This is a genomic window from Streptomyces sp. NPDC021622 (assembly GCF_040640795.1).
In the GTDB taxonomy this organism is placed as follows: Bacteria; Actinomycetota; Actinomycetes; order Streptomycetales; family Streptomycetaceae; genus Streptomyces.
In genome coordinates, this window is sequence record NZ_JBFACK010000011.1 from 211,608 (window position 1) to 232,945 (window position 21,338).

General features: G+C 69.7%; 22 protein-coding genes. 14 read left to right on the forward strand and 8 right to left on the reverse strand.

The window, feature by feature from the left end; translation table 11 throughout:
- Positions 1-129: 129 nt before the first annotated feature.
- A complete protein-coding gene (locus AB0G47_RS22915) occupies positions 130-591 on the reverse strand; it encodes a universal stress protein (protein WP_360772867.1) in 462 nt (153 codons plus the stop codon).
- A 118-nt stretch (positions 592-709) separates the two neighbouring features.
- Between AB0G47_RS22915 and AB0G47_RS22920 the strand changes: the two genes are divergently transcribed.
- Entirely contained in the window at positions 710-1,558 is an 849-nt protein-coding gene (locus AB0G47_RS22920; protein ID WP_360772870.1) for a polysaccharide deacetylase family protein, read from the forward strand.
- 58 nt (positions 1,559-1,616) lie between these two features.
- Here the strand turns inward: AB0G47_RS22920 and AB0G47_RS22925 are convergent, their stop codons facing one another.
- Positions 1,617-2,276 carry a class F sortase gene (locus AB0G47_RS22925; RefSeq protein ID WP_360772872.1) on the reverse strand — a complete coding sequence of 220 codons (660 nt, stop codon included), beginning with the start codon at positions 2,274-2,276 and terminating at the stop codon, positions 1,617-1,619.
- Between the two features lie 350 nt (positions 2,277-2,626).
- Here AB0G47_RS22925 and AB0G47_RS22930 point away from each other — a divergent pair, with 350 nt between their 5' ends.
- Positions 2,627-3,121, forward strand: a complete 495-nt coding sequence (locus tag AB0G47_RS22930) for a hypothetical protein (RefSeq protein ID WP_360773210.1) — start codon at positions 2,627-2,629, stop codon at positions 3,119-3,121.
- 61 nt (positions 3,122-3,182) lie between these two features.
- Here AB0G47_RS22930 and AB0G47_RS22935 read toward each other — a convergent pair whose 3' ends face one another.
- Positions 3,183-3,722, reverse strand: a complete 540-nt coding sequence (locus AB0G47_RS22935; RefSeq protein ID WP_360772875.1) for a hypothetical protein — start codon at positions 3,720-3,722, stop codon at positions 3,183-3,185.
- 184 nt (positions 3,723-3,906) lie between these two features.
- Positions 3,907-4,137, reverse strand: a complete 231-nt coding sequence (locus AB0G47_RS22940; protein WP_360772877.1) for a hypothetical protein — start codon at positions 4,135-4,137, stop codon at positions 3,907-3,909.
- A 150-nt stretch (positions 4,138-4,287) separates the two neighbouring features.
- Here AB0G47_RS22940 and AB0G47_RS22945 point away from each other — a divergent pair, with 150 nt between their 5' ends.
- On the forward strand, positions 4,288-4,929 hold the full coding sequence (locus tag AB0G47_RS22945) for an HAD family hydrolase (RefSeq protein WP_360773213.1): 642 nt from the start codon (positions 4,288-4,290) through the stop codon (positions 4,927-4,929).
- 1 nt (position 4,930) lies between these two features.
- Here AB0G47_RS22945 and AB0G47_RS22950 read toward each other — a convergent pair whose 3' ends face one another.
- Positions 4,931-5,695, reverse strand: a complete 765-nt coding sequence (locus AB0G47_RS22950) for a hypothetical protein (protein WP_360772880.1) — start codon at positions 5,693-5,695, stop codon at positions 4,931-4,933.
- A gap of 15 nt (positions 5,696-5,710) precedes the next feature.
- Complete coding sequence (locus AB0G47_RS22955; protein WP_266872759.1) at positions 5,711-5,839, reverse strand: hypothetical protein; 129 nt, start codon at positions 5,837-5,839, stop codon at positions 5,711-5,713.
- A gap of 659 nt (positions 5,840-6,498) precedes the next feature.
- On the opposite strand from AB0G47_RS22955, the gene AB0G47_RS22960 reads away from it, so the two are divergent.
- The 4 genes from AB0G47_RS22960 (at position 6,499) to AB0G47_RS22975 (ending at position 11,446) form a co-directional block, all read left to right on the forward strand.
- Positions 6,499-7,485 (forward strand): SCO0930 family lipoprotein, encoded by a 987-nt coding sequence (locus AB0G47_RS22960; protein ID WP_360772884.1) that lies wholly within the window; start codon positions 6,499-6,501, stop codon positions 7,483-7,485.
- Positions 7,486-7,745: 260 nt separating this feature from the next.
- Positions 7,746-8,558, forward strand: coding sequence for an SAM-dependent methyltransferase (locus AB0G47_RS22965; protein ID WP_360772886.1), 813 nt, complete (start codon positions 7,746-7,748; stop codon positions 8,556-8,558).
- Complete coding sequence (locus AB0G47_RS22970) at positions 8,555-10,699, forward strand: EAL domain-containing protein (protein WP_360772889.1); 2,145 nt, start codon at positions 8,555-8,557, stop codon at positions 10,697-10,699. Before AB0G47_RS22965 ends, AB0G47_RS22970 begins: the two co-directional genes overlap by 4 nt.
- A 9-nt stretch (positions 10,700-10,708) precedes the next feature.
- Positions 10,709-11,446 (forward strand): VOC family protein, encoded by a 738-nt coding sequence (locus AB0G47_RS22975; RefSeq protein ID WP_360772892.1) that lies wholly within the window; start codon positions 10,709-10,711, stop codon positions 11,444-11,446.
- A gap of 92 nt (positions 11,447-11,538) precedes the next feature.
- Here the strand turns inward: AB0G47_RS22975 and AB0G47_RS22980 are convergent, their stop codons facing one another.
- The gene (locus AB0G47_RS22980) at positions 11,539-12,426 is read right to left on the reverse strand and encodes a LysR substrate-binding domain-containing protein (protein ID WP_360772895.1); all 888 of its coding nucleotides are present in this window, start codon (positions 12,424-12,426) and stop codon (positions 11,539-11,541) included.
- Between the two features lie 132 nt (positions 12,427-12,558).
- On the opposite strand from AB0G47_RS22980, the gene AB0G47_RS22985 reads away from it, so the two are divergent.
- The 7 genes from AB0G47_RS22985 (at position 12,559) to AB0G47_RS23015 (ending at position 20,284) form a co-directional block, all read left to right on the forward strand.
- The gene (locus tag AB0G47_RS22985; RefSeq protein WP_360773216.1) at positions 12,559-13,230 is read left to right on the forward strand and encodes a succinate dehydrogenase; all 672 of its coding nucleotides are present in this window, start codon (positions 12,559-12,561) and stop codon (positions 13,228-13,230) included.
- Positions 13,230-15,179, forward strand: a complete 1,950-nt coding sequence (locus tag AB0G47_RS22990; RefSeq protein ID WP_360772898.1) for a fumarate reductase/succinate dehydrogenase flavoprotein subunit — start codon at positions 13,230-13,232, stop codon at positions 15,177-15,179. The genes AB0G47_RS22985 and AB0G47_RS22990 overlap by 1 nt, the downstream gene beginning before the upstream one ends.
- Positions 15,176-15,922, forward strand: coding sequence for a succinate dehydrogenase/fumarate reductase iron-sulfur subunit (locus AB0G47_RS22995; RefSeq protein WP_360772901.1), 747 nt, complete (start codon positions 15,176-15,178; stop codon positions 15,920-15,922). The genes AB0G47_RS22990 and AB0G47_RS22995 overlap by 4 nt, the downstream gene beginning before the upstream one ends.
- Before the next feature lie 88 nt (positions 15,923-16,010).
- The gene (locus AB0G47_RS23000; protein WP_360772904.1) at positions 16,011-17,522 is read left to right on the forward strand and encodes an acyl-CoA synthetase; all 1,512 of its coding nucleotides are present in this window, start codon (positions 16,011-16,013) and stop codon (positions 17,520-17,522) included.
- A 148-nt stretch (positions 17,523-17,670) separates the two neighbouring features.
- Positions 17,671-18,087 carry an SRPBCC family protein gene (locus AB0G47_RS23005; protein ID WP_360772905.1) on the forward strand — a complete coding sequence of 139 codons (417 nt, stop codon included), beginning with the start codon at positions 17,671-17,673 and terminating at the stop codon, positions 18,085-18,087.
- 68 nt (positions 18,088-18,155) lie between these two features.
- Positions 18,156-18,950 carry an SDR family oxidoreductase gene (locus AB0G47_RS23010; RefSeq protein ID WP_360772908.1) on the forward strand — a complete coding sequence of 265 codons (795 nt, stop codon included), beginning with the start codon at positions 18,156-18,158 and terminating at the stop codon, positions 18,948-18,950.
- A gap of 254 nt (positions 18,951-19,204) precedes the next feature.
- Positions 19,205-20,284 carry a glycosyltransferase family 2 protein gene (locus AB0G47_RS23015; RefSeq protein ID WP_360772910.1) on the forward strand — a complete coding sequence of 360 codons (1,080 nt, stop codon included), beginning with the start codon at positions 19,205-19,207 and terminating at the stop codon, positions 20,282-20,284.
- 31 nt (positions 20,285-20,315) lie between these two features.
- Here the strand turns inward: AB0G47_RS23015 and AB0G47_RS23020 are convergent, their stop codons facing one another.
- Complete coding sequence (locus AB0G47_RS23020; protein WP_360772913.1) at positions 20,316-21,188, reverse strand: glycoside hydrolase family 16 protein; 873 nt, start codon at positions 21,186-21,188, stop codon at positions 20,316-20,318.
- Positions 21,189-21,338 lie beyond the last annotated feature (150 nt).

The following is a 21,338-nucleotide window of genomic DNA, read 5'->3' on the forward strand; positions in this document are numbered from 1 at the left end:
CCTCTTCGCAGACGGCCATGAGCTGATGGCGGATCATGATGGCGCAGGCGGGCTCGCGGCGACAGACACCACACCCCTCACATATGTGAGGGTTCAGCACTCTGGCTGGCGACGGCTACGACATCACGGCTACGGCACCACGGTGACGGGCCAGCGGCCCGCCTTGACCAGGCGTACCGCGACCGATCCGACGATCCGGTGCCCGGCCTGCTCGGATGCGCCGACGACCACGGCGTCGGCCGTGAGATCGTCCGCCGCCTTGACCAGACCGCTGTAGGGGTCGCCGCGGAAGGTGTGGAACTCCCAGCGCACGTCGAATATCCCCTTCACCCGCTCGGTCGCCGCCCGGATCTCGGCGATCAGGCCCTCGGCGATCTCGTCCGTCGTCTCGGCGACAGGGGCGCCGAGCGCGGCACCGGCGGCCATCACCGGCTGGACGTAGACGACGGCGAGCAGCGCACGCTGCCGTCGGGCGAGCCCTCCGGCGTAGGCGGCGGCCCGGAGCGAGGAGTCCGAGCCGTCGACCCCGACGACGATCACCTTCGGGCCGTCAGTACCGCGTTCGAACTGGTGAGAGTGGTCTTCGGTCACAGCGCAGAGGGTACCCACCCGGCCCCGGAGCCGTTGCCGCTGGTCGAATCGGGTGCATTCGAGGCTCGCCGTGGTGTTGCTGGTCCGCGCGGGGCTTCCGCCATGCGACGGATTAGTCATGAAAAAGGATCAAATGATGCCAGGGCGCCGCGCATTGTTGCGCGGCGCCGCTGTCTTCGGTCTTGCCGCCACCGCGGGCTGTGTGGGCGCGGAACGGCCCGGCGCGCCAGGACCCAAGGCCACCGGCGGCGCGGCGGCCGGTGGACCGTCGGCCGCGCGCGCCCTCAAGCCGTCCGCGTACCGCCTCCAGCCGATGGCCGGCCACGGACCGCCGCAGCACGCCGCCCGCGCCCTGCCGCGCGTACGCCGTGCCCCGATCCTGCGCATGGACGGACAGGACCGCAGCATGGTGCTGACCTTCGACGACGGACCCGACCCCCGCTACACCCCGGGCATCCTGCGCACCCTGCGCCGGTACGACGTCCGCGCCATGTTCTTCGTGTGCGGGGAGATGGCCGTCGACAACAAGGACCTGCTGCGCGAGATGGCCGACGAAGGGCATCTGATCGGCAATCACACCTGGTCCCATCCGCTCCTGCTGAAGGTGAACAGGAGCGCGATGCGCGAGGAGATGGAGCGCACCTGCGAGGTTGTCGACGACGTCGTCGGCGAACCCCCGGCCTGGTTCCGCGCCCCCTACGGGGCCTGGAACCGCAATGCCTTCCAGCTCGGCGCCGACCTGGGCATGGAGCCGCTCGCCTGGACCGTCGACACCCTGGACTGGACCGAGCCGGGCACCGCCACGATCATCCGGCGCGTGCGCAAGGGCGCGGCTCCCGGAGTCGTGGTGCTCGCGCACGACGCGGGCGGCGACCGCTCCCAGAGCGTCGACGCCCTGCGGACGTACCTTCCGGAACTCATCGACTCGGGCTACCGCATCACGGTGCCGAGCCGCCATTCGATGTAGCTCTGAGCAGTTCGGACTTTCGCCTGCCCTGTGCCGCGTGCTTTCGGCGAGATCGCCGTCAGCCCCGCACATCCACAAGGCGGGCGAAAACGACGACGTTCCCGTCGTATCCGGCCCGCTTGGAGAAACCGCCGCCACAGGTGATGACGCGGATTTCCGGGGTTCCCTTGTCGCCGTAGACGCGATCTCCCGGGAAATTGTTCTTCTCGAACACTTCGATGCCGTAGATCTCGAAGACCGCGGTCTTGCGGTCCCTGCGCAGGACCTCGACGCGATTTCCCTTCCTCAGCGAACCGAGGCCGTAGAAGATGGCGGGCCCCTGCTGATTGTCGACATGGCCGACGATCACGGACGTGCCCTTCTCGCCCGGCGACACCGCCCCGGTGAACCAGCCGGCCAGGTTCGGGACCTCCGGAGGCGGCGCGTCCACCCAGCCCTCCGCGTCGAGCCCCACGGCCATGACCGGCGCGTCCACCCGGATCCCCTTGATCTGGACCCGGTCGGCGGGCGAGTACGTCAGCGGTGCGACGTCCTTCCTGGCCACATCGGGCGCCTGGTCCGCCGCGGCCGCCGACGCGGGCTGTGGCGGACCCACGTCGAATTCCCCTGAGCCATTTCGGATCAGCGCGAGGCCGGTCAGCAGAACAAGCGCCATCACGCCCCAGGGCGCGCGCTTCCTCTGCATTTCCTCCTCTTCGGCCGGCTGGGACGAAAGCATTCTCTGATCCCCTCTCAACGCGGCTTTCGAACCGCGTCCATTGCGCGTACGAGAACGCTAAGCGCGGCGCGCGCGGTCAGCGACAGAGCAGGAGCGAACGGGTGGCGGCCATACCGGGCATGCGCCATCCGAGTCGCCCCGGAAACTAATTTTCTGACGGTCCGTGACCTGCGGCAATATCGGCTTGTGCCTGCGCCCTTCGGCGTGTCGCCTCACCGGTACGGCCGATTCCCGAAATGCGGCCCTGTGCAAGGCATCTGAGGGTCTGTCTGGGAGGCGCTCTCGCCGATCGACCGGGGACGGTTTCCCCGGGGCGTCTTCCGCGGAGGATTCACATGCGTACTTCCCGTATGCGCGCCACCCGTGCTCTGGCGGTCGCCGTCACCGCGGGTGCGGTCGTGGGGCTCGCCGCCCCGACGGCTGCCGCCTGGGACAACCCGTCCAACATCGTGGCCATGCCGAGCGTCATCCCGAGAGGCGGGCAGCTGACGGTCACGGTCGACAACTGCCCGTCCGGCGGTCACATCGAGTCGCCCGCCTTCCCCAGGACGAACGTGAAGCCGATGCCGAACGGCCACACGGCGACAGGGACCGCGACCATCCACCACCACGCCACCCCGGGCGCGTACGACATCAAGGCCGTGTGCGGCGGCAAGGAAATCACCCGCCCGTCCGCCTTCACCGTCATCCACGGCGGTGTCCGCGGTGGTCTCGGCGGCAGCTCCAGCGAGGGGGCGACCACCACCGACATGGCGATCGGCGGTGGTCTCGTCGCGGCCGCCGTGATCGGCGGCGGGCTGTTCTGGATGCGGCGCCGCGCGGAGAACGCGGGGCGCGGCTTCTGACGGCACGTTCCTGTGCGGTTCGTTCCGCCTTCCTGACCGGCGCGTCCCCCTTCCGCGCCGGTCAGGAGTTGTCGTCGCCGGTACGGCGGCGCGTCCAGTAGTACGCGGTGCCGAGCGTGCCCACGATCAAGGCGCCGCCCAGGGCGATCTCGTGCAGATCGAGACCGCCGAAGCTGCCGCCCACGCCGGCCTTCACGCCCCGGTGGGCGGGGGCGGTGGGGTGCATGGTCGGGTGGTGCGTGGGACGGCCCGTGGCGATGGTGAGATCCGTCGTCCCCTTCTCGCCCTTGCAGTCGAAGGTCACCTCGTACATCGCGCCGGGTTTGGCGTCCGGGAAGACCTGGGCGTTGACGGACTGCTGCCCTTTGGGGATATGGGCGTCGTCGAAGACCCCGGAGGTGACCGTCGTGTCGCCCTGGCAGCCGTCCACACTGAGCGTGACCTGGCCGCCCGCGGCGATCGTCGACGGGGTGACGCGGAAGCCGAACGACGTGATGTTGTTGTTCGAGTCGCCGTCGTTCGCGACGGCCGCGGTGGGGGCGGTGAGGGTCAGGGCGGTGGCGGCGAGCAGAGCGGCCGAGGCAACGCGTATCGCGCGCATGGTGATTCCTCCGGGTCCCCGAGGAGCAGCCGCGGACCTTCTTCCGCTTGCACCTGAAATGCACCTCGATGCCCGAAACGCTAGGCAGGGACCCGGGCGGCCGCGATCGCTGTCGCGCGAACGGGGCAACCGCGTGGGCCGGACAGGGGAACGGCCGGGGTGTCGCGGCCCCGATGACGGGATATCAGGGCGTCGGCGGTGTAGCGGCCCACACATGCGGCCCGCCGCCGCGCCACTCCACCAGATGCGGGTCGTCAAGCGCCATGTCGGCGTCGCCGAGTCCCGTACGGCGCAGGAACTCGACCAGGTCCCGGTCGTCGTGGGCGACACCGATGGGCCGCCCCCGCACGGTGACCTGCCGTCCCCCGTCGGAAGCGGGCGGGTGAACGACGATGGGTGTCTGCCAGGCTGCCATGCCACCAGAGTGCGCCGCGCGGGGCCGCGGCGCAGCCCGGTTTACGGACCTGTGGGGGCAGCCGGTGCCGGTGCGGCGGCCGAAGACACGTCGAAGTCTGCGCGCCGCACGGCCGTGGTCGTGGGCCGGAGTTCTAGGCTACGGACGATGATGATCGAGACTGTGGTATTCGGCGTGGGGGAGACCCTCACGAAAGATGACCGCTACTGGGCGTCCTGGGCGGACTGGCTCGGCGTGCCACGGCACACCGTCTCCGCGCTCGTGGGAAGCGTGGTCACCCAGGGGCACGACCCCACCGACGCGCTGCGCCTGCTCAGTCCGGACATGGACGTCGCCGCCGCGTACCACGCCCGTGAGGTCGCGGGACGCGGCGAGCACCTGGACGAGACCGACCTCTACCCCGATGTGCGCCCCGCGCTCGGCGGGCTGCGCAAGCAGGGGATCCGCGTCGTCGTCGCCGGGAACCAGAGCCCGCGCGCGGGCGAACTGCTGCGTGACCTGGATCTGCCCGCCGACCTCGTCGTCACGTCGGAGGAGTGGGGCGTGGCGAAGCCCGATCCGTCGTTCTTCGCCCGGGTCGCCGAGGTCGCGCAGGCCGCGCCGGAGCGGACCGTGTACGTCGGTGACCACCCCGCGCACGACATCTACCCGGCGAAGGCGGCGGGCCTGCGCGCGGCGCACATCCGGCGCGGGCCCTGGGGCCACTGGTGGGCCGACGATCCGACCGTCGCCCTGAGCGCGGACTGGCGGATCGACAACCTCACCCAGCTGGCATCGGTCATCGCCGGCTGACTCATCCCCCTAGGTTGTCGAAGAGTGCCCGGAACGGATCCGCGCTGGCCGAGATGCCGCGGCTGTAGGGCGCGTCGAAGTCCCAGATCAGGAAGAGCAGGAAGGCGAACAGGGCCGAGAAGAGCCCGGCCAGGATCAGTTCGCGCGGGGTGCGGCGGATCTGCAGCGCGAAGATCATGCCGATGGTCACAAGCCCGCCGATGATCAGGCCGAACCACACCACGCCGGGCATGGTCGCCCCCGCGCTGTCGCCACGGGCGCTACGGGCGTCGTCGGCGGCGGCGACCTGGTCGACCAGCGGCTGATAGGCCTGCGCCTCGAAGTCGGACTTGGGTACGTAGTCGGTCACGTCGTGGCGGACCCGGGTGAGCAACTGCGTTCCACGGTCGGTGAGTTCGGCGTTCTCCGCCATGCTCTCCCACTCCGTGTTCACCACGTAGCTGACATACGCGTGGACGTCGGTGCGGATGCGGTCGCGGACCTCCTCCGGGTAGACCCGGGCCCGTTCGGAGACCTCGTGCAGGGCCTGGGCCTCGGCGTGGACATGGTCCTCGGCGACGCTGCGGGCCTCCCAGACCCCGGCGATGGCCAGACCGAGGACGATCGCGTACACCACGCCGATCATCATCGTCATGTACTCGATGACGTCCGGCGTCTCCGACGCGTCGTAATCCGGACTCGTTCTGCGGTGCCGCAGAAAGGCGATGACGAGGACGACGCCGCATGCGGCGAGCATCGCGAGGGTGAGAACAAGCCATTCCGACATGGGACCTCCGGCGGTTCAGCGCGGCCGCAGCGCGGCGGCGGCGAGCACCGCGGGCGCGGTGACGAGCAGGGTGAGCGAGACCAGGGACGGGCCGCTGCGGGGCGGCGTCTTGCGCGGTGCTGTGCGGTACGAGGGGTAACTCACCGGCGCCGGCGCGAGTTTGGGGCGGACGGCCGGCGTGGGCTTCGGCGTCGGCTTCGGAGCGGGCTCGGGAGCCGCCGGGGGCGGCGGAGGGGACGGGGGCGGTGGAGGCGGCGGCTCCGGTGCCGGGGGTTCGATCCGAGGCGGGGGAGCCGGGGCGGGCGGCGGCGGAGGAGGGGGCGGAGGAGGCGGAGGGGGCGGCTTCGGGCGGCGCGTGGGACCGGCACTGCACACCACTCCGTCACCCGAGACGGCCACCGCGCCGCCCCCCGAACCGCTGCCGTCCTGATCGACCGATGCGTAGGCGCAGTCGGCGAAGGGAACAGCCACGGCGGTGGCCGGCGAACCGATTAACCAGGCCAGCACCAGCAGTGCCAGCGCTCGCGTGACCAGGGCGGATACGCCCCTTGATGATCCAAGCACGTCAGAGATCATGGGCGCCGTTTCCCGCAGGAACGCCGCGCCGCCCCGATGATGACCCGAAGGTGGGTGCCCGTGATCGCGGGATTGACGCCGACCGCCCCAGTGGCCCCCCGCGTACCCGCCCCCTCACAAAAATTCTTGGAACCCCGTTGAACGCATCAGCCGCTCCCGCCCGTACCTAGGGCCATGCGTGACCCACTCGGGTGGCGCGAACAGCCAAGCGGACAGCGGGAGTCAACATGCTGCATCTATCTGGGGGTTCCCCCCGGGCCTGGCGGAGCGCCTCGCTCGTAGCGACAGCTGCGGCGATGCTGGCGCTGACGACGGCGTGCGGTCAGGAGAAGGGGGACCAGTCGCCCAACGGACAGAACGTGGGCAACCAGGCCCCGGCCGACGCCGGTTACGGTGCCGGCGACGGGTACGGCGCGGACTCGGGGGACGCGCAAGAGGGAGCGGAGGCGAAGTCGGCGGGCCAACTCGCCGTCTGGGACAGCAAGAAGCTCGGCAAGGTCGTCACCGACAGCGAGGGCCACACGCTCTACCGCTTCGACAAGGACACCGCCCAGCCGCCCAAGTCGAACTGTGAGGGCGCCTGCGCCACGACCTGGCCCGTCGTGTCGGCCAAGGGTGCGGTGGCCCCGCCCGGCGTCGACGAGTCCCTGATGGGCGAGGTCACCCGCGCGGACGGCAGCAAGCAGCTGACCATCGACGGCTGGCCGATGTACCGGTACGCGAAGGACAAGAAGGCCGGCGACGCCAAGGGCCAAGGCGTGGGCGGAACTTGGTACGCCGCCGCCCCCGACGGCAAGAAGGCGGCGGCCGCCGAGGCGGAGGCGCCGCCCGCCGAGACCGAACCCGTCGACCCGGCTGGTCTTTCCACCAGGAACGACCCGAAGCTCGGCGAGATCGTCGTCGACAAGAACGGCATGACGGTCTACCGCTTCACGAAGGACTCCGCCTGGCCGATGAAGTCCGCCTGCACGGGCGCGTGCCTGGAGAAGTGGCCGGTGGTGCCGCCGGTCGAGAAGAACGACACCAAGGGAATCCTCAAGAAGGGCTTCGTCGTCTTCGACCGGCCCGACGGACAGCAGCAGCAGACCATCGACTGCTGGCCGATGTACACCTTCGCCGGTGACAAGAAGCCGGGCGACACCAACGGCCAGGGTGTGGGCGGTACTTGGTACGCGGCCGGGCCGGACGGAAAGCCCGTCGGCGCGCCGAAGTAGGTCGAACTTCGGCCGAGAAAGGACGAACTCCGGCCAAGAAAGGGGGACAGTCAGAAGGAGTGCGCGTACGGTCGACCGGTCCGTTCCATTCCCGCCAGGGAGGGTGGAACGGACCGGTTCTTTGGGTTGATATTCGGCACTTGCCGCAGGCAGTGACCGAGAACGGACGACCAATTTCCGTTTTGACTCGCTCCCTTGGCGGACGATCAGTAGCCTCACCTTCGAACACCGGCTCGCCTCGCCTACGCCTTGGAGTCCTGATGGAGCGTCCCGCCTGGGCCCCGCAGGGCATCGACATCACGATGCCCAGCGTGTCCCGCATCTACGACTACTACCTTGGCGGTTCGCACAATTTCGAGGTCGACCGGGACGCGGCCCGCAGGGCCATGGAGTTCATGCCGGGCCTGCCCAAGATCATGCAGGCGAATCGTGCCTTCATGCGGCGAGCCGTACGTTTCGCCGTGGACGAGGGCATCGGCCAGTTCCTGGACATCGGCTCCGGGATCCCCACGTTCGGCAATGTCCACGAGGTCGCACAGCAGGCCGACCCGGACGCCCGCGTGGTGTACGTCGATCACGACCCGGTGGCCGTCGCGCACAGCCGGGCCGTGCTCGAAGGCAACGACAAGGCTGGGATCGTCGCCGCGGATCTGCGCAAACCACAGGACATTCTGGGCAGTTCGGAGGTGAAGGGACTCCTTGACCTGGAGCGTCCGGTGGCCCTTCTCCTCGTCGCCGTCCTGCACTTCGTGGAGGACGCGTACGATCCCTACACAGCGGTCGCCGAACTGCGGGACGCACTCGCGCCCGGCAGCGTGATCGTCCTCACGCACGCCTCGTACGAAGGGATGCCGATCCCCGCCGAGCAGGCCGGCCAGACCGTCGGCGTGTACAAGGACATCCGCAATCCACTGATCATGCGCTCGCGCGAAGAGATCGCGCGGTTCTTCGAGGGATACGACATGGTGGAACCCGGCCTCGTGCCGATGCCGCACTGGCGGCCCGACACCTCGCCCGAGGAGGAGGATCCGTACGCCTTCTCCGGGTTCGCCGGCGTGGGGCGCAGGGCATGAGCGGGGAAGCGGACGGCCCCGAGGACAGAGTGCGCAGGTTCGCGACGATCTGGAGCCGGGCGATCTTCCCGGTGACCGCCACGTCGCTGACCCGGCCCGAGTTCGAGCTCCAACTGGTGCCGCTGGCCCGGCGGTTGCGTGACGCGCTCCTTGAGCGGGTCTTCGACTCCGGCGAGGGACAGGCGGTCGGCGCCGCCCTGATCGGCACGCACTGCACCGATCCGGAGGCGCTGAGCCGCACCCTGGACTGCGTGGACGCGTACCTGGTCCTGTACTGCGGCCAGGAAGGCCGGCAGGAGGAGCTGCGGGCCCGCTCCGCGCGGCTCCAGCACGCCGTCGCCGCGGGGTTCGCCGCGGCGCTGCGCGAGCGCACCCTCTCCGAGCAGGAGGCGATATCGCGGGCCGCCCTGAACGCGCGCAGTGTCGTCGCCGAGGCCCTGCACGCGAGCGAGGCCCGCTTCCGCGCGGTGTTCCACGGAGCCGCGATCGGCATCGGCATCGCCGACCTCTCGGGCACGGTCCTGGAGGTGAACGACGCCCTGATCCGGATGTTCGGCGGCCTGGAGAACCAGCTGCGCGGACGCAACGTGGCGGAGTGGACGCACCCCGACGACTCCCCGCACGTATGGAAGCTCTACGACGAGCTGGTGCGCGGTGAGCGCGAGCACTACCGCGTCGAGAAGGCCTTCTACCGGCCCGACGGCACGGTCCTGTGGACCAATCTGACCGTCTCGCTGCTGCGGGACGCGGACGGAGTGCCGCAGTACCAGCTGGCGTTGATGGAGGACACCACCGAGCGCCGGCTGCTCAATCTGCGCCTGCGCTACGAGGCGACGCACGACGCGCTCACCGGCCTGCCGAACCGGACGCTGTTCTTCGAACGCCTGGAGAAGGCCCTTGCCGCGGGCGACGGCGCCCGCTTCGGGCTCTGCTATCTCGACCTCGACGGCTTCAAGACCGTCAACGACAGCCTGGGCCATGCGGCGGGCGACCGGCTCCTGGTGGAGGTCGCCGACCGGCTGCAGTCCTGCGCCACCGCGCCCGGCGAGATGGTCGCGCGCCTCGGCGGCGACGAGTTCGTGGCGCTGACCACGGGCCGCGACACGGAGGCCGAGGTCGACGAGCTCGCCGGGCGCATCATGCACGCGCTGTCCACGCCGATCCGCGTCGAGGGCCGCGAGCTGACCGTGCGCGGCAGCATCGGCATCGTGGAGGGCCCGGCGGGCGAGCGGGGCGCCGCGGAGGTGCTGCGCAGCGCCGACATCACGATGTACCGCGCCAAGTCGGCGGGCGGCAACCGCTTCGAGCTCGCCGACCCGGAGGCCGACGCCCGCGCGATCACCCGGCACGGCCTGACCACCGCGCTGCCCGCGGCCCTGGAGCGCGGCGAGTTCTTCATCGAGTACCAGCCGCTCGTCCACCTCGGCGACGGCAGTGTGCGCGGCGCCGAGGCCCTTGTGCGGTGGCTGCACCCGCAGCACGGCGTCATCGGCCCGGACCGGTTCATCCCGCTCGCCGAGCACACCGGACTGATCGTGCCGCTCGGCCGCTGGGTCCTGGAGGAGTCGGTCCGCCAGGCCCGCACCTGGGAGGCGCGAACCGCAGAGGGGACAGCCGCCGGGCCGCTGCGCGTCAACGTGAACCTGTCGCCCATGCAGCTGACCCACCCCGGTCTGGTCTCGGACACGGTGGAGATCCTGGAGCGCGCCGGGCTCGAACCGGGCGCGCTGTGCCTGGAGGTCACCGAGTCCGCGCTGATCGGCGCCGACGACGACCTGCTCAAGCCGCTGCGGCGGCTCGCCGAGATGGGCGTGGACATCGCGCTCGACGACTTCGGCACGGGTTACTCCAACCTCGCCAATCTGCGCCGCCTGCCGGTGAGCATCCTCAAGCTGGACCGTTCCTTCACCCAGGGCATGCAGCACTTCCCGGCCGACCCCGTAGACCTGAAGATCGTCGAGGGGATCGTGTCGCTCGCCCACAGCCTGGACCTCGCGGTGACGGTCGAGGGCGTCGAGACGGGCGCGCAGGCGGACCAGCTGCGAGAGTTGGGCTGTGACACGGCACAGGGTTGGTACTACGCCCGCCCCGGCCCGCCGGACCGGCTGCACGAGCTTGCCCTCGCGGACGCGACTAGCTGAGGTACCACGGTGATCCATTGGGTGTACGCCTTCGTCGACCGGCCCGCGGACCGGTTCGCTCGGGCCTGCGCGTTCTGGACGGCGGTCACGGGGACGCGGCTCTCCGCGTTCCGCGGTGAGGACGACCAGTTCGTGACGCTGCTGCCCGAGCAGGGCGACGCGTACGTGAAGGCGCAGGCGGTCGGCGGCCCCGGCGGCGCGCATCTCGACTTCGCGGTGGACGACGTGGCCGCCGCGGCGAGCGCCGCCCGCGAGCTGGGGGCCACCCCCGTCTTCGCGGAGGACGGCCTGGAGGTCCTGCGCTCCCCGGGCGGGCAACTGTTCTGCGTGGTGCCGTGGCAGGCCGAACGAGTCCGCCCCGCACCGCTGGCCGCCCCGGACGGTTCCACGAGCCGCCTCGACCAGGTGTGCCTCGATGTGCCGCCGGGGGTGTGGGAGGCGGAGAAGGAGTTCTGGCCCGCCTTCACCGGGTGGTCGTCGGGCCCCGGTTCACGCCCGGAGTTCCACCTCGTCAAGTCGCCCGCGAGCCTGCCGATCCGGATCCTGCTGCAGCGCCTCGACGCGGACGGCCCCGCGGGCGCGCACCTGGACTTCTCCTGCTCCGACCCCGAAGCGACCCGCGCCCACCACGAGAAGCAGGACGCCGAGTCGGTGACGCGAGGCCCACACTGGATCGTGATGCGGGACCCGGCGGGCGGAACGTACTGCTTGACGATCAGAAACCCAGAGACGGGCAGCCTGAGCTAAGCAGCCCTGCCGAGGCCCGCGCCCCGCCGAGGTCCGCGCCCGAAGGGGCGCGGGGAACTGCGCGACAAGCCCCCACCGGACTTGCAGCCAAATCACTGCACCCCCCGCGGAGCCAAAAGCATGCGCTGAAGCTCCCGCGCAGCCCGAGGCGGAGCCACATCGCTGCGGTGGGCCAGCGCGATCGTACGGTGAAGAGAAGGCCGCGCAAGCGGCGTCATCCGCAACCCGCGCCCGGCCCGCTCGGCCACCATCCGCGGCACGACGGCCACCCCGAGCCCCGCCTGAACAAAGCCGAGCACCGCATCCATCTCGCCGCCCTCGACCGCGAAATCCGGCTCGAAGCCCGCCGCGCGACACGCGGCGACCGTCAGCTCCCGCAGGTCATAGCCGTGCCGGAACATCACAAGGCGCTCACCCTGCAGATCGGCCACCCGCACCGACGTGCCGAGCCCCGGCGCGTCGGGCGAGGACACCACGACCAGGTCCTCCCGCAGCAGTTCCACGGTCGTCAGGGCGGGGGACGGGCTCGGCAGCGGAAGGACGACGAGGGCCAGGTCCAGGGCGCCGCGCGCCAGTTCGCGTACGAGGTCGTGGGAGCCGCCCTCCTCCAGGAGGAGCTGGATGCCGGGATGCCGGTCGTGGAAGGCACGCAGTACCTCGGGAAGCAGGCCGGTGCAGACACTGGGCGTGGCGCCGAGGCGGATCCGGCCGCGCCGCAGCTGGGCCAGCTCCTGCACCTCGATCCGCGCGGTGTCGGCGTCCGCGAGGATCCGGCGGGCCAGCGGAAGCAGCGCCTCGCCGGCGTCGGTCAGGGCGATGTTGCCCCGTGCCCTGCTGAACAGCTCGGCGCCCAGTTCCTTCTCCAGGGCGCGGACCTGCTGGGAGAGGGACGGCTGCGAGACGTGCACCTGCTCGGCGGCCCGGGTGAAGTGCCTGGTCTCGGCGACGGCGACGAAGTAGAGAAGCTGCTGGAACTGCATATACGGCAGGGTACGGCCGATGATAGCCATTCGCTATGGAGATGAGCTGATCCATCTCTTGGACCGATCGGGACCTTCGGCCTTAGCGTCTGCGTCATGGCTCTGGCAACGCGGACGGACCGACGGCCGTCGATGACGCGCACGATCTGGGACTCATCCGTCGGCAAGAAGACGGTGATGGCGGTGAGCGGCCTGATCATGCTGCTCTACCTGGTCGTGCACATGATCGGAAACCTGAAGATCTTCTTCGGCCCGGAGGAGATCAACCACTACGCCCACTGGCTGCGCACGGTCGGCGAGCCCTTCATGCACTACGAGTGGACGCTCTGGCTGGTCCGCGTCGTGCTCGTCGTCGCCGTGGTCGCGCACGCCGTCTCCGCGTACCAGCTGAGCCGCCGCGACATCAAGGCGCGCCCCACCAAGTACGTGCACAAGAAGGCCGGTTCGAGCTTCGCGACGCGCACGATGCGCTGGGGCGGGATCATCCTCGCCCTGTTCATCGTCTGGCACATCCTCGACCTGACGACCGGCACCGTGCACCCGGGCGGCTACGAACACCTGCACCCGTACCAGAACATCATCGACACCTTCTCGACCTGGTACGGCAACGTCATCTACATCGTCGCGGTGGTCGCCCTCGGCTTCCACGTCCGCCATGGGCTCTGGAGCGCCGCGCAGACGCTCGGCGCGGGCAAGGCGACCCGCGACCGCGCCCTCAAGATCATCGCCAATGGCCTCGCGCTGTTCCTGACGGCGGGCTTCGTCGTCGTACCCGTGGCCGTCATGACCGGAGTGGTGAGCTGATGAATTCGTATGCCGAGTACGTGACCGGCGAGCCGGTCGTCGACTCCAAGGCGCCCGCCGGACCGATCGCCGAGCGCTGGGACACCCGCCGCTTCGAGGCCAAACTGGTCAACCCGGCCAACCGCCGCAAGCACACCGTGATCGTCGTCGGCACCGGCCTCGCGGGCGGCTCCGCAGGCGCCACGCTCGCCGAACAGGGCTACCACGTCGTCCAGTTCTGCTACCAGGACTCCCCGCGCCGCGCCCACTCGATCGCCGCGCAGGGCGGCATCAACGCCGCCAAGAACTACCGCAACGACGGCGACTCCGTACACCGTCTCTTCTACGACACGGTCAAGGGCGGCGACTTCCGCGCCCGCGAGTCCAATGTGCACCGGCTCGCGCAGATCTCCGTCGAGATCATCGACCAGTGCGTCGCGCAGGGCGTCCCGTTCGCCCGCGAGTACGGCGGTCTGCTCGACACCCGCTCCTTCGGCGGCGTACAGGTTTCCAGGACCTTCTACGCGCGCGGCCAGACGGGGCAGCAGCTGCTCCTCGGGGCGTATCAGGCGCTGTCCCGGCAGATCGCCGCGGGCAATGTCGAGATGCACCCGCGCACGGAGATGCTGGACGTCATCGTCGTCGACGGGCGGGCCCGCGGCATCGTCGCCCGCGATCTGATCACCGGCAAGATCGAGACATATTTCGCCGACGCGGTGGTCCTCGCCTCCGGCGGCTACGGCAACGTCTTCTACCTGTCGACGAACGCCATGAACTCGAACGCCACGGCCGTGTGGCGGGCCCACCGGCGCGGTGCCTACTTCGCCAACCCGTGCTTCACGCAGATCCACCCCACCTGCATCCCGCGCACCGGCGACCACCAGTCCAAGCTGACGCTGATGAGTGAGTCGCTGCGCAACGACGGCCGGATCTGGGTGCCGAAGGCCAAGGGCGACGACCGCCCCGCCAACAAGATCCCCGAGGACGAGCGCGACTACTACCTGGAGCGCATCTACCCGTCCTTCGGCAACCTGGTGCCCCGCGACATCGCATCGCGCGCCGCCAAGAACGTATGCGACGAGGGCCGTGGCGTCGGCCCCGGCGGACAGGGCGTCTACCTCGACTTCGCGGACGCCATCCAACGCATGGGCAAGAAGAAGGTCGAGGAGAAGTACGGCAACCTCTTCGACATGTACGCGCGGATCACCGCGGAGAACCCGTACGAGACGCCGATGCGGATCTACCCCGCCGTGCACTACACGATGGGCGGACTGTGGGTCGACTACGACCTGCAGACCACCGTCCCCGGCCTGTTCGCCGTCGGCGAGGCCAACTTCTCCGACCACGGCGCGAACCGGCTCGGCGCGTCGGCCCTGATGCAGGGCCTCGCCGACGGCTACTTCGTACTCCCATCGACGATCAACGACTACCTCGCACGCAACCCGCACCACGACGAGGTCAACGACGAACACCCCGTCGTGCGCGAGGTGCTGACCGAGACCGAGGACCGGCTGGCCAAGCTCCTCGCGGTCGACGGCGACCGCACGCCCGACTCCTTCCACCGCGAACTCGGCGAGCTCATGTGGGAGTTCTGCGGCATGGCCCGTACGGAGACGGGTCTGCGCAAGGCGCTGGAGCGGATCCCGCAGATCCGCGAGGAGTTCTGGCGCCGCATCAAGGTCCCCGGCACCGGCGAGGAGTTCAACCAGTCCCTGGAGAAGGCGAACCGCATCGTCGACTACATCGAGCTCGCCGAGCTGATGTGCCTCGACGCCCTGCACCGCGCCGAGTCCTGCGGCGGCCACTTCCGCGAGGAGTCCCAGACCCCGGACGGCGAGGCGGCCCGCGTGGACGAGGAGTTCTCGTACGCCGCCGCCTGGGAGTTCACCGCCACGGGCGATGCCCCCGTCCTTCATAAAGAAGACCTCGTCTTCGAGTACGTCCACCCCACTCAGCGGAGCTACGCATGAAGCTCACCCTGCGCGTCTGGCGCCAGCAGAACGCCGACGCCGACGGCGCCATGTCCACGTACGAAGTGGACGGCATCTCCTCCGACATGTCCTTCCTGGAGATGCTCGACACCCTCAACGAAGAGCTCATCGTCAAGGGCGACGACCCCGTCGCCTTCGACCACGACTGCCGCGAGGGCATCTGCGGGGCCTGCTCGCTCGTCATCAACGGCGACGCGCACGGCCCGGAGCGCACCACCACCTGCCAGTTGCACATGCGGTCCTTCAACGACGGCGACACGATCGACATCGAGCCGTGGCGCGCCGCCGCCTTCCCGGTCGTCAAGGACCTGGTGGTGGACCGCTCGTCCTTCGACCGCATCATCCAGTCCGGCGGCTACATCAGCGCCCCGACCGGCGCGGCCCCCGAGGCGCATGCCGCGCCCGTGCCGAAGCCGGACGCGGACTTCGCCTTCGAGCACGCGGAGTGCATCGGGTGCGGCGCCTGTGTCGCCGCCTGTCCCAACGGCTCGGCGATGCTGTTCACTTCGGCCAAGGTGAACCACCTCAACGTGCTTCCGCAGGGTGCGCCCGAGCGCGAGACGCGTGTCCTGGACATGGTGGCGCAGATGGACGAAGAGGGCTTCGGTGGCTGCACGCTGACTGGCGAGTGCGCCACCGCTTGTCCTAAGGGGATCCCGTTGCCTTCCATCGCGGCGATGAACAAGGAGTGGCTGCGGGCCACTCGGAAGGTCAGCCGCTAGTCACTCTGAGGGGCCGTTGGGATCTGCGGGTCGGTTGTGGCTTGTCGCGCAGTTCCACGCGCCCCTGCGGGGCGCGTACCTTCGCGGCATGTATCCGGGAGCGTACGACCCTGCCAGGCCGGCCGTCGTCACCGCCGACGGCACACGGACCCTCAGCTACGGACAACTCGAAGAACGCTCCCTGCGGCTCGCGGATCATCTGCGGGCCGCAGGCTTGCGTCGGGGCGACCACTTCGCCCTGCTGTGCGACAACGACCCGCGCGCCCTGGAGGTCTACTGGGCCGCCCTGCGCTCGGGCCTCTATCTCACCGCCGTCAATCACCACCTCACGGCCGACGAGGCCGCCTATATCGTCCGGGACTGCGGGGCGAAGGCGCTGATCGTCTCCGGCTCGCTCGCCGAACTCGGCGCGACCGTCCTGGAGTTGGCGGGCGGCCCGCCGATCGTGCTCGGCCTCGACGACGGAACGTACGAAAAGGCCCTGGAGTCCGCGTCCGCCGAGCCGCCCGCGCACCAGCCACGCGGCACCGACATGCTCTACTCCTCCGGCACCACCGGCCGCCCCAAGGGCATCAAACCCGCGCTGCCCGATGGCGATGTGCGCGAGGAGCCCAGTACGTACACGCTCATCTTCCAGGCGATGTACGGCTTCGGCGAGGACACCGTCTATCTCAGCCCCGCACCGATCTACCACGCGGCGCCGCTGCGGTTCTGCGGCGTCGTCACCGCGCTCGGCGGCACGGTCGTCCTGATGGACGCCTTCGACGCGGAGGGCGCCCTCGCGGCCGTGCAGGGGCACCGGGTCACGCACAGCCAGTGGGTGCCGACGATGTTCGTACGGATGCTGAAGCTGCCCGCACCGGTGCGCGAGCGCTACGACCTGTCGTCGATGAAGACCGCCATCCACGCGGCCGCGCCCTGCCCCGTCGAGGTCAAGCGGCGGATGCTGGAGTGGTGGGGGCCCGTCCTGTACGAGTACTACTCCTCGACGGAGGGCAACGGCATCACGTTCATCTCGCCCGAGGAGTGGCTGCGCAAGCCCGGCTCGGTGGGCCGGGACGGCTTCCTCGGCGTGCTGCGGATCTGCGACGACGCGGGGGTGCAACTGCCGGTCGGCGAGACCGGGATCGTCTACTTCGAGCGCGACGACCTGCCCTTCCGCTACCACAACGACGAGGGCAGGACCCGCGAGGCCCAGCACCCCGAGCATCCCAACTGGACCACCACGGGGGACATCGGGCACGTCGACGAGGACGGCTATCTCTTCCTCACGGACCGCAGGGCATTCATGATCATCTCCGGGGGCGTGAACGTCTATCCGCAGGAGGCCGAGGACTGCCTCGTACTGCATCCGGCGGTCGCGGACGTCGCGGTGATCGGGGTGCCGGACGCGGAGATGGGCGAGGCGGTCAAGGCGGTGGTGCAGCCGGCCGACGGGGCGGCTCCGGGGCCGGAACTGGAGCGTGAGTTGATCGAGTTCGTGCGGCAGCGCATCGCCCACTACAAGGCGCCCCGCTCCGTGGACTTCGCCGACTCGCTGCCCAGGACGCCCACCGGGAAACTGGCGAAGTCGCGGCTGCGGAAGGCGTATTGGGACTGACGGCGCGCGGAGGCGGCTGAAGATCGACCGTTTCGGCATCTTGCGGGTTCATGATGTCGCGCACACCGTACCCATCTCCGTACCCATCTCCGTACGCATCTCCGTACCCATCTCCGTACCCATCTCCGTACCCATCAAGGAGAATCCCGTGGCTTCCACCAGCGCATCGATCGAGATCCCCGCACCGGCCGACCGCGTCTGGCAGCTCATCGGCGGCTTCGACGCGCTGCCCGACTGGCTGCCCTTCATCCCTTCCAGCGAGTCCAGCGAGGGCGGCCGCGTGCGCACCCTCACGAGCGAGGACGGCGGCGTCATCGTCGAACGCCTGCTGACCTTCGACGAAGAGGCGCGCACGTACAGCTACTCCATCCTCAAGGCCCCCTTCCCCGCCACCGACTACGTGGCGACCCTCAAGGTGCACGAGATGCCAGGCCAGGACGCCTCCCGTGTGGAGTGGTCCGGCGTCTTCACACCGGTGGGTGTCGGCGACGACGAGGTCGTCGCGCTGTTCCACGGCATCTTCAGCGACGGACTCGCGGCGCTGAAGCAGACCCTCGCAGCCTGAGCCCTGAGTGATCTACTGGCTCCCGGGCCCCGGGGGCCATCCGTCAACCCCAGCAGGAGGTACGCAGCATGCTCGTCGATCTCTCCGGCAAGACCGCCCTCGTCACCGGCTCCACCCAGGGAATCGGGGCGGCCATCGCGACCGGCCTGGCCCGGGCGGGCGCGCGGGTCGCGGTGAACGGGCGGTCCGCGGCATCCGTCGACAAGGCCGTGGAGCGTCTGAAGGACGAGCACGGCGGAGCCGAATTCCTCCGGGCCCCCGGCGACATCTCCACCGACGACGGCGCCCGTCAGGTCTTCGACGCCGTGCCCCAGGCGGACATCCTCATCAACAACCTCGGCGTCTTCGGCGCCGCATCGGCCCTCGACATCAGCGACGACGAATGGCGCCGCTACTTCGAGGTGAACGTGCTGACCGCGGTCCGGATGATCCGCCACTACCTGCCGGGCATGAAAGACCGCTCCTGGGGGCGGATCCAGAACATCGCCAGCGACTCGGCGCTCGTCACGCCCGCCGAGATGATCCACTACGGCACGTCGAAGACCGCGCTCCTGGCCGTCTCCCGAGGCTTCGCGAAGGAGGCCGCCGGGTCGGGCGTGACCGTCAACTCCGTGATCGCGGGCCCCACGCACACCGGCGGCGTGGAGGACTTCGTGTACGAGTTGGTCGACCCCGCCCTGCCCTGGGACGAGGCGCAGCGGGAGTTCATGGTCAAGCACCGCCCGCAATCACTGATCCAGCGGCTCATCGAACCGGAGGAGATCGCGCACATGGTCGTCTACCTCAGTTCGCCGCTCGCCTCGGCGACGACGGGCGGCGCGCTGCGGGTCGACGGGGGTTACGTCGACTCGATCGTTCCGTAGCCGTCACTTCCGCGCCCGGCTCGCGTATCGCCTCCCCCGAGTTATCCACAGGAATTTCCCGTTCCACATGTTCCGCGCCCTTTCGTCTAGCGTGATCGTCAACGGAAGGACAGGAAGGGACAGAACGGGAGAGGACGGGGGAGAGCGGATGCACGGGGGACTGCCGTTCATCGGCATCAGCACGCTGGTCTACGGCGTGGTCGGACTGGCCGTGCTCATGGGGAGCACGGTGCGCAAACTCGGGGGAGTGCGACATGCGGAACCGGTATGGCATCACAGTGATCGTGCCCGCGCACAACGAGGAAGCGGGCCTACCGGCCACGCTGGACTCGCTGGCACGACAGACGGCACCGCCCGACCGCGTCATCGTCGTCGATGACGGCTCGGACGACCGCACGGGAGACGTGGCCGCGGCCCACGGCGTGACGGTGATCAGGCCGCCGCGCAATCTGGGCAGCAAGGCCAAGGCGCAGAACCACGCACTGCCGTACTGCGACACGGAGTTGGTGCTCGCCGTCGACGCGGACACGGTGCTCGCGCCCGACTACATCGAGCGGATACTGCCCGCCTTCGACGACCCGGAGGTGACCGTCGCGGCGGGCAACGTCCAGACACGGCACACCAGAACGGTCTGGGAGCGGGGCCGGTCCGTGGAGTACCTCTTCGGCTTCCACTGGCACCGCCCCATCCAGCACGCCGCGGGCAGCCCCATGGTCTGCTCCGGATGCTGCTCGGTGTTCCGCCGCGCGGATCTGCTCGCCTTCGGCGGCTTTCCGGAACGCACCATCGTCGAGGACATGGACTACACCTGGTCCCAGCAGATCGCGGGCCGGCGCGCCCTGTACGTCAGCGACGCGGTCGCCTGGGCCGCCGACCCCGAGACGCTCACCTATCTGCGCAAACAGGTGTGGCGGTGGATGGCGGGCTTCTGTCAGAACGTGCGGCTGCACCTGGGCCGGATGCTCACCGCGAAACCGATGCTCGCACTCTGGATCCTGCTGGCGCTCCTCGAAATCGTCACGGCACCCCTGTGGTGGGCCACGCCGTTCCTGCTCGCGGCCACGACGAGCCAGTCGCTGAGCGAGTCCTTCGGGTGGTGGGCGGCGGCCGAGATACTGCTCACCGCGCCACCCCTGATCTATGCGGCCCGCCGGCGGCGGCTGCCCGTGGCGGGGGTCCTGCTGAACATCCCGTGCGTCTACGCCACCAAGGCGGTCAACGTCTGCTACGCGTGGAAGGCACTGATCGTCGAGCTGATCCTCGTCCCGCTGCGGCTGTCCAAGGGACTCACCGTGTACGAGAAGGGGCGCCCGGCCATACCGGCCGCGCGGTGACGCGGTGACGCCCGGGAACGTGAAGGCTTGCTCAACTCCCGGGCGCGACACCGTCGTTGGTGGTCACGTGGACGTAGTCGACGACGAGCTGCTGCGGGAAGGTGGTGCTGCCGTCCGGGTCGCCGGGCCAGTAGCCGCCGACCGCGAGGTTCAGGATCAGGAAGAAGGGCTTGTCGAACACCCACTGCTTGCCGCCCAGGTCGGCCGGGGTGCGGGTCTGGTAGACGTTGCCGTCCACGGACCAAGTGACCTTGTTGGGTGACCAGTCCACGGCGAAGGTGTGGAACTTGTCCGCGAACGCCTCGCCGCCGGGCAGCGTGTATCCCGCGCCGATGCCGCCGGAGCCGGAGTAGCCGGGGCCGTGCAGGGTGCCGTGCACGGTGCCCGGTTCGAAGCCGACGTTCTCCATCACGTCGATCTCACCGCTCTGGGGCCAGCCCACGTCGCCGATGTCGGCGCCGAGCATCCAGAACGCGGGCCACATGCCCTGGCCGCGCGGCACCTTCATGCGGGCCTCGACATGGCCGTACGTCTGCGTGAACTTGCCCGCGGTGTTGAGGCGGGCGGAGGTGTACTCACAAGTTCCGTACCAGCACTGGTAGTTGCCCGGGTTCTCCTTGCGGGCGGTGATGACGAGGTTGCCCTGGCCGTCGAGGGCGGCGTTGTTGTTGCCGGAGGTGTAGTACTGCCGCTCGTGGTTGTTGACGTTGTCGCCGGTCTCGATCTGCCACTTGGCGCCGTCGACCGCCGAACCGGCCGGTCCGTCGAAGTCGTCGGTGAACGTGGCGGCCGCGGCCGCGGGTTCGGCCGATGCTCCGGCCGGGAGTGCGGTCAGGATGGCGGCGCCGCAGACCAGGGCGGCCGCGAGCGCCGTACGGCGGCGGGTGGAGGTACGCACTGTCATCACATCGCTTCGCGTGGGGGAGGGGGAGGGGGAGAGGGAAGCGGAGAGGAGGGGGAAGCGGAGAGGAGGGGAGCACACGCCGCGTAGGGCATGCGCATGACAAACCACCGTCAAGAACTGAACGCGGCAAGCGATCTGTCCCGACGCTTA

Coding starts and splice junctions, on each gene's coding strand:
- AB0G47_RS22990 (WP_360772898.1), top strand. CDS start 13,230: ATGAATTCGTATGCCGAGTACGTGACCGGCGAGCCGGTCGTCGACTCC.
- AB0G47_RS22970 (WP_360772889.1), top strand. CDS start 8,555: ATGAGCGGGGAAGCGGACGGCCCCGAGGACAGAGTGCGCAGGTTCGCG.
- AB0G47_RS22960 (WP_360772884.1), top strand. CDS start 6,499: ATGCTGCATCTATCTGGGGGTTCCCCCCGGGCCTGGCGGAGCGCCTCG.
- AB0G47_RS23020 (WP_360772913.1), bottom strand. CDS start 21,188: ATGACAGTGCGTACCTCCACCCGCCGCCGTACGGCGCTCGCGGCCGCC.
- AB0G47_RS23000 (WP_360772904.1), top strand. CDS start 16,011: ATGTATCCGGGAGCGTACGACCCTGCCAGGCCGGCCGTCGTCACCGCC.
- AB0G47_RS22925 (WP_360772872.1), bottom strand. CDS start 2,276: ATGCTTTCGTCCCAGCCGGCCGAAGAGGAGGAAATGCAGAGGAAGCGC.
- AB0G47_RS22950 (WP_360772880.1), bottom strand. CDS start 5,695: ATGTCGGAATGGCTTGTTCTCACCCTCGCGATGCTCGCCGCATGCGGC.
- AB0G47_RS23010 (WP_360772908.1), top strand. CDS start 18,156: ATGCTCGTCGATCTCTCCGGCAAGACCGCCCTCGTCACCGGCTCCACC.
- AB0G47_RS22945 (WP_360773213.1), top strand. CDS start 4,288: ATGATCGAGACTGTGGTATTCGGCGTGGGGGAGACCCTCACGAAAGAT.
- AB0G47_RS22980 (WP_360772895.1), bottom strand. CDS start 12,426: ATGCAGTTCCAGCAGCTTCTCTACTTCGTCGCCGTCGCCGAGACCAGG.
- AB0G47_RS22920 (WP_360772870.1), top strand. CDS start 710: ATGAAAAAGGATCAAATGATGCCAGGGCGCCGCGCATTGTTGCGCGGC.
- AB0G47_RS22935 (WP_360772875.1), bottom strand. CDS start 3,722: ATGCGCGCGATACGCGTTGCCTCGGCCGCTCTGCTCGCCGCCACCGCC.
- AB0G47_RS22985 (WP_360773216.1), top strand. CDS start 12,559: ATGACGCGCACGATCTGGGACTCATCCGTCGGCAAGAAGACGGTGATG.
- AB0G47_RS22995 (WP_360772901.1), top strand. CDS start 15,176: ATGAAGCTCACCCTGCGCGTCTGGCGCCAGCAGAACGCCGACGCCGAC.
- AB0G47_RS23015 (WP_360772910.1), top strand. CDS start 19,205: ATGCGGAACCGGTATGGCATCACAGTGATCGTGCCCGCGCACAACGAG.
- AB0G47_RS22965 (WP_360772886.1), top strand. CDS start 7,746: ATGGAGCGTCCCGCCTGGGCCCCGCAGGGCATCGACATCACGATGCCC.
- AB0G47_RS22930 (WP_360773210.1), top strand. CDS start 2,627: ATGCGCGCCACCCGTGCTCTGGCGGTCGCCGTCACCGCGGGTGCGGTC.
- AB0G47_RS22940 (WP_360772877.1), bottom strand. CDS start 4,137: ATGGCAGCCTGGCAGACACCCATCGTCGTTCACCCGCCCGCTTCCGAC.